Annotated in this window: 6 protein-coding genes; 2 read left to right on the forward strand and 4 right to left on the reverse strand. The window is 44.9% G+C overall.

All coding sequences use genetic code 11. The features are described 5' to 3' along the window. Positions 1-9: 9 nt before the first annotated feature. From purF to VB118_07490, 4 genes are all read right to left on the reverse strand, one after another. Positions 10-1,452, reverse strand: coding sequence for an amidophosphoribosyltransferase (gene purF, locus VB118_07475; GenBank protein MEA4832441.1), 1,443 nt, complete (start codon positions 1,450-1,452; stop codon positions 10-12). A 38-nt stretch (positions 1,453-1,490) separates the two neighbouring features. Further along, a complete protein-coding gene (locus tag VB118_07480; protein ID MEA4832442.1) occupies positions 1,491-2,093 on the reverse strand; it encodes an ANTAR domain-containing protein in 603 nt (200 codons plus the stop codon). 46 nt (positions 2,094-2,139) lie between these two features. Continuing rightward, positions 2,140-3,366 carry a glutamine synthetase family protein gene (locus tag VB118_07485; protein MEA4832443.1) on the reverse strand — a complete coding sequence of 409 codons (1,227 nt, stop codon included), beginning with the start codon at positions 3,364-3,366 and terminating at the stop codon, positions 2,140-2,142. A 170-nt stretch (positions 3,367-3,536) separates the two neighbouring features. Continuing rightward, a complete protein-coding gene (locus VB118_07490) occupies positions 3,537-4,331 on the reverse strand; it encodes a helix-turn-helix domain-containing protein (protein MEA4832444.1) in 795 nt (264 codons plus the stop codon). A 146-nt stretch (positions 4,332-4,477) separates the two neighbouring features. On the opposite strand from VB118_07490, the gene VB118_07495 reads away from it, so the two are divergent. Both VB118_07495 and VB118_07500 read left to right on the forward strand, forming a co-directional pair. Beyond that, on the forward strand, positions 4,478-5,332 hold the full coding sequence (locus VB118_07495; GenBank protein MEA4832445.1) for a sugar-binding protein: 855 nt from the start codon (positions 4,478-4,480) through the stop codon (positions 5,330-5,332). A 411-nt stretch (positions 5,333-5,743) separates the two neighbouring features. Further along, positions 5,744-6,529 (forward strand): hypothetical protein, encoded by a 786-nt coding sequence (locus tag VB118_07500; protein ID MEA4832446.1) that lies wholly within the window; start codon positions 5,744-5,746, stop codon positions 6,527-6,529. Positions 6,530-6,698: the final 169 nt, after the last annotated feature.

Here is a 6,698-nt window from a genome sequence, read left to right on the forward strand (position 1 = left end):
TATATGTCATTATTTATTTTCTTTTCCTGATTCAAGGTTGAATTTTGAGTATTCGCCGAATTTGACCGAATAATCGCCTGTAAAGCATCCTGTGCAGAAATCCACCTGTGAACCGGCGCACGCCTTAAGCAGTCCGTCGACAGAAATAAAACCAAGCGAATCAACACCGAGATGCTTTCCGATTTCTTCGACGGTAAGTTTGTTTGCAATCAGTTTGTCTTCGCTGTCTATATCAGTGCCGAAATGACAGGTATGTCTGAATGGCGGAGCGGAAATGCGCATGTGTATTTCCTTTGCGCCGGCGTCACGGAGAGCCGATACGATTTTTGCTCCGGTCGTGCCGCGTACTATGGAATCGTCTACAATGACGATTCGTTTTCCCGATACATTGGCGCGAAGCGGATTAAGCTTAAGACTTACGGCGTTTTCACGCTGCTTCTGGGTCGGATATATAAAGCTTCGGCCGATATATCTGTTTTTAACAAATCCGCTGACAAGCGGTATTCCGCTTTCGGCGGCATATCCTGCGGCTGCTTCCAATCCGCTGTCAGGGACGCCGCATACGGCATCGGCCTCGACATGATATTCCTTCGCAAGCTCGCGTCCCATATTGAAACGCGCCTCATAAACGCTTAGCCCGTCTATGACGGAATCCGGGCGGGCAAAGTAGATAAACTCAAAAACACAGAGACTGCGGCGCGAAGCGGTAAGCGCGACGGCCGATTCTCTGATCTCTCCGTTTTCAATTATGACAATTTCACCGGGCAGCACGTTACGCACCAGTTCAAAGCCGCAGCTGTCCAAAGCACAGCTTTCCGATGCGACGGCATAACCGAATTCATTTTTGCCGATACATAACGGGCGAAAGCCGTTCGGATCTCGCACCGCGACGAGCTTTCCTGAACTGAGCGCACATATGAGTGAAAAAGCGCCGATAAGCTTTCCACAAGCCGAACGGAAACCGGCGATTACGTCACCATCCGCGCGAAGCAGCTCATACGCAATTAGAGATGAGATGACCTCGCTGTCGCTTGTGGCTGTAAAATCGAGACCTTTTTTCTCAAGCTGTGCTTTTAACTCGGCGGCGTTTATGATGTTGCCGTTATGAGCCGTGGCGATGCGTCCGGTAAGATATTCGGTCATAAACGGCTGCACATTGCATACTTTATCTGAGCCTGTCGTCGAATAACGCGCGTGACCTATCGCAAGAGAGGATTTCGGCACGGTTGACATGATCTTCGGTGTGAAAACCTCGTTTACAAGCCCCTTGTTTTTAACGACGGTTATTGTGCTGCCGTTCACGGCGGCGATGCCTGCGCCCTCCTGACCTCGGTGCTGCATTGCAAGAAGCCCGTTGTAAATAATTCCGGCTGCTTCGTCGGTTGTGACGCTGACGCCGAAAACGGCGCATTCCTCATGCAATTTATCGGTTATTTCGGAATGGGAATACATATTTTGACTTCCTTGATTCAAATTTATATATAAAGTCTTTATTGAAGTGTTTTGATTATTTCTTCGGCGGTTTCACGCTTTGTTCGGCGGGTATCCATCGCACTTTTTTCAATCATACGGTGAGCTTCAGCCTCGGTAAGGCTGTATTTTTCCATCAAAAGACATTTTGCCCGGAATACTGACCGCGTTTCATCGGATTTTGCGCGGAGGCGGAGGTTTTCATATTTCAGGGACATAAGCTTTTCGCGAGTTGAAAAAATCAACATAACAGCCTGCGCGAATATTCTTCGCGATACTGGCTTCTGTATGCATATAACGCCGATTTCCGCTGCTCTTGTCGCGTCAGACATAAAATTTTCCGAGGGCAGGATTAGTATAACACCGCTATCGCTGTCGGAATATCCTGCGATATCCCGCGCCAGTGTTTCTCCCTGCTCGTCGTTGAGCGGCGCATTGATAACGATAAGATCATATTCGGCTTCTGCCGTCAGCCGCCGCGTTTCGCCGCCGGAAGAGGCTCGCCTCGGGCGTGGAAGAGCCCAGCTCGCAGGCATGTCGGAAGACAGCATATCACAAATATGAATATAACCGCTTTCTGATGAAGATACTATAAGAATTTGTTTAGGAGGTATGAACACCATTGTTTTACCTTACCTTATTTAACCTTGCCTGTATACGCCGGAAAAGTTATATCCGATCCTTTAAATACATATCGGCAAGCCCGGAGGGCATGGTGCGTGTGACAAATTCACTTTCCGAGGCAAGCGCGTATGCTTCGTTTATTGAATCCGGCAGAGCTTTTATCTTTATCAGCTCGGATAATGGTTCCGCAAACAGATTGAGATTCGTGGGAGGCGGCGGTAAAAGAGCTTTATCAATTCCTTCCAGACCGGAGTATATCAAAAGCGCAAACGCGATATACGGATTTGCGAGCGGGTCAGGAGAACGCAGCTCAATGCGAGAATATTCGCCTTCGGCAGCCGGGATGCGTATGAGCTGAGAACGGTTCTGCGGAGACCATGTGATATATCTCGGCGCTTTGTATTCACCGAGCCGTTTATATGATTGCTCTGCGGTGTTTAAAAACAGCGTTATTTCCGCTATTTTGTTTAATATACCCGCCATAAAGTTTTCAGCGAGCTTTGAGTCATATGACGCTTCGCCGAAACGGTGAACGGACATATTGATATGAAGTCCGCTGCCGTCCTTGCGATTTATTGGCTTTGGCATAAAGGAAGCATAAAGACCATTGCGTTCCGCAACCGCGCTTACGACAGCTTTGAACGCGATAAAGTTATCGGCGGAGGTCATAGCGCTATTGTATTTAAAATCTATTTCGTTCTGGCCCGGGCCGCATTCATGATGACTGCTTTCGGGATAGAGTCCCATTTCCTCGAGCGTGAGGCAAATTTCACGGCGAATATTTTCGCATTTATCAACCGGCGATATGTCCATATATCCGCCGTTGTCATAAGGAATGGACGTGGGCGCGCCGGATTCGTCTGTTTTGAACAGGTAAAATTCGCATTCCGCGCCGAAGTTTACGTAAAAGCCTTTATCCGCGGCGTATCTCACGGCTTTTTTCAATATCAGGCGTGAGTCGAATTCAAAGGGGACAAGTCCCGGAGAACGGACATCACAGAAAAATCTTGCCACACGTCCTCTTGAAGGACGCCATGGCAGGAGCGAAAGTGTTGACGGATCAGGAATAAGGAAGAGGTCGCTTTTATTTTCTTCTCCGAAGCCGTCGATTGATGACGCATCAAAGGATATGCCCGATTCAAAAGCGCGTTCCAGTTCATACGGCATGATCGAGACATTTTTTTGAACTCCGAAGATATCGCAAAAAGCGAGGCGGATGAATTTTACATCATTATCTTTTATAAAATCAAACGCTTCGGTTTTGTTGTACAAGGCGTTAATCCTCCAAAAAGAAATTACGTTCCGCGTTGACTGAGACAAAATGCAGTCGGAGCAGAACGTCGTTGTACATACATTAAATATAATACCATAAGGGTTATTTGTCAATAGTATTTTGCAAAAAAGCCGTAAAACAGAGGCTCGCGGAGCATATGCCGAGACTGTCATTCTTCATGAATCAAAGCTTTTCTGTACTCACGCGGAGTCACACCGCAGAATTTCAAGAATACCCGGTTGAAGGTTCGCTGATTCTCAAAGCCGCAGCTGAGAGCTATGTCCGTTATGCGTTCTTCCGGTGATTCAAGCATTGATTTTGCTTTGTTTACTCTTAATGAATTGACATATTCAAGAAATCCGGTCTTCATTTCGGAAGAAAACAGATGTGATATGTAATGGCGGCTTATGTGCAGATGGGATGCCATCTGCTCAAGCGTCAGTTTCGAGGTATAGTTTTCTAGACAGTATTTTATGATCAGCTGCATCGTTCTGAGATTTGCAGGATCAAAATCCACCAATTCCAAATGCGAAAGCGATTCGGCGCACAGAACAAGAGTATACCCGCGGCAAAGCTGTTCTGCATAGGGCGAATGAGAGTAAAAGCTGTGATATGCCTCGTCAAACAGAGCTTTGTAGCCTTCTTTATCAGTAACGGAAAAGACATTTGTGACAGGCTTCTTTTTTGTCAAAATGTCTGAGAATTCGGGACAATATTCAGCTGAAAAATTGATCATCAGATGCTTTTCCGGAACATCGGCGTAGTAACCGTGCAGCTGATTCGGAAATATGAAGCAGGTATCTCCTTCGCAGAGAATAAATTCGCCGTCTTCCGTTTGAAGCGTCAATTTACCCGACAGCACATGAATAATTTCCGCGTGTGCATGGAAATGGCGCGGACGGCTTACCAGGGAAGCAAGGGAGTAATATATCGGGGCAGTGATCAGGAGATGATTGTTTGACATAAATAATAACCTAAATAACCTTTCAATTGCAGAACTGAGCAATATATGTCTTTTATAATCATGAAATTGACTATTAATATAATACTTCTTGTGTTAAAATGCAAGTATAAATTCCAAAAAAATGAAATAAATCAAGGAGGCAACCAATGAAAAAGCTCACCGAATTGTTCATCACGCTCATCCTCATGCTTTTTATGCTTATGTCGATTGTTTTATCTGCGGCGGCAGAAACCGCTTCGGTAAAAACCTATAATGGCACCGTTGTTATCGACGGCATAATGGACGACGAATGGAAATACGCGGAGGAATTTACCGCCAACGAACATGATTCCAATTACTGGACGGCATCTACGGATCCAAAAACAGCATCGGCCAGATTCAGGACGCTCTGGGACGAAAACTATATTTATATCTGGTGTGAAATTACAGATCCGACTGTTGTAACGGCATCAAGAAGCTCACTTTGGCTTACTGACTGCATGATTTATCACATTGATTATGCTAACAATAAAGCCGGAGGATTCGACGCGGCAAAAGCGGGATACATATATGTCACCGCCGGAAAAGGACTCGAAAGCGTCGCCAAGGTATTCGACGGAGCGATTGATGCTTTCAAATGCTCATATAAGATTTCCGCTCCCGGATGGATAATAGAAATGGCGATCCCGGCTAAGGCTTTGGATTTCACTCTTACCGAGGGCGGTAAAATCGGCTTCGAGCCGCAGTACAACGATTCAAATGATGCCGGCGCTTCCGGTGAGCGTGTCGGGCTTTGCACATGGAACATAAAAGGCGCCGGCGGATATGCCGACACCTCTCTTTACGGAACGCTTGTCCTCTCCGGAATTTCTCCCGAAAAGCCCAAGGAGCAACCGAAGGAAGAACCTACTGATATCGAAAACACGAATCCGGCAACCGGAGATCCGTTTTCCGCTTTGATTATATTGACGCTTGCTTCTTTGACCGCTTCGGTTGTGGTGAAGTCAAAAAGAAATAAGTAAATTATCGCAGCTGACTTGAAGCGCCGCGTTTTGCGGCGTTTTTTTAATGCATAAATTAAATAATTAACGCTTAAAATAGAAACTCTGCAAACAAAATTCTTTGATTCTTCCGCTTCTCATTGTTTATATCAAAAAAATCTAAAGAAAAGATTGACAAAAATATTATTATGAATTATATTATAATTATTGATTATAAAATTTTATATATCATCTTCTTGGGCTGAGAGTTTTCAAGATCAATGCGTATGCTTTTGATTTCATAGTATGGTAATATTACAAAAAGAGCAATTATATAATTTCTGTTAATTGCCGTTAAAACGAAAATCACTTATCCGAGTTCAATATAGGTCTAAAGCTCCATATACTTATTATAGTTTATTTGACAGTCCCCGCTTAGAAAGGATTTCATTTATGAAGAAAACACGAATTATAGCTGGGGTTTTATGCGCAGTAACAGTTTTTTCGCTTATCGCATTCGCTTCATGTTCTCCAAAAGCTTCACATGATACTGGGTTGACCCAAACCCGAGCGGAAACCGGTATTTCTGAGACAAACGTGCCTGTTACCAGAATTCCTCCTGAAACCGGTATCTCTCCGTTGACTGTTCATGAGACAGAACCTTCGCATGATACGGAAGCTCCTGAGACTGAGTCTTTACCGGAAACCAATAATCCTTTCGAAACCGAAGATTCTGCTGAAACAGGAAGCTCTGCTGAAACAGGCACCTCAGTTGAAACAGGCACCTCAGTTGAAACAGAACCTGACACAGGTGTTCCCTCTGAAACACAAACGGAGGAGCGCGTTCCTCTCACGCCGGCGCAGCTTTCCGAGCTGGTCGCGGAAACTGATTCCGCATTCGGCGGAGGGATGAGTATGTATGATGAAACATTAAATTTATATTCACCGCAAAATAAATTTTACATAGATAACTATGATGAAATAAACAAGGTAGTTTCAAAAGCTAGTGATATGATCTATCAGAAATTTACTAACGATGCAATTGATTTAAGCCAGATAACCCGCAAATGCGAAAGCACATGCATCGACGGAAATTATGCTTTTGCCATGCTTTATTACAATCCGGAAGGAACTCTCAAATATGTAAATACGCTTTTCTATGACCTGTATCAGGGAAAGAGCCTCGAATTGTCAGACGCGCTCAAAGCTGTAAAACTGACAGAGGAAAAATTGCGTTAAAAGCTTTCCGCCGCCGGGGCACAGTTTGGAGAAGACAGCAAAATAGAAGGCTTTGTTCCGTACCCTTACGGAATATACGATGTTTTTGTCAGTAGCGGTGAAAACGGCGTTGATACATACAAGCTGACAATTCCCGAAGCGAGAAGCGAACTATTCACCTGTCACGCAT

Source organism: Oscillospiraceae bacterium (assembly GCA_034925865.1).
Taxonomy (GTDB): Bacteria; Bacillota; Clostridia; order Oscillospirales; family SIG627; genus SIG704.

Coding starts and splice junctions, on each gene's coding strand:
- purF (MEA4832441.1), bottom strand. CDS start 1,452: ATGTATTCCCATTCCGAAATAACCGATAAATTGCATGAGGAATGCGCC.
- VB118_07480 (MEA4832442.1), bottom strand. CDS start 2,093: ATGGTGTTCATACCTCCTAAACAAATTCTTATAGTATCTTCATCAGAA.
- VB118_07490 (MEA4832444.1), bottom strand. CDS start 4,331: ATGTCAAACAATCATCTCCTGATCACTGCCCCGATATATTACTCCCTT.
- VB118_07495 (MEA4832445.1), top strand. CDS start 4,478: ATGAAAAAGCTCACCGAATTGTTCATCACGCTCATCCTCATGCTTTTT.
- VB118_07500 (MEA4832446.1), top strand. CDS start 5,744: ATGAAGAAAACACGAATTATAGCTGGGGTTTTATGCGCAGTAACAGTT.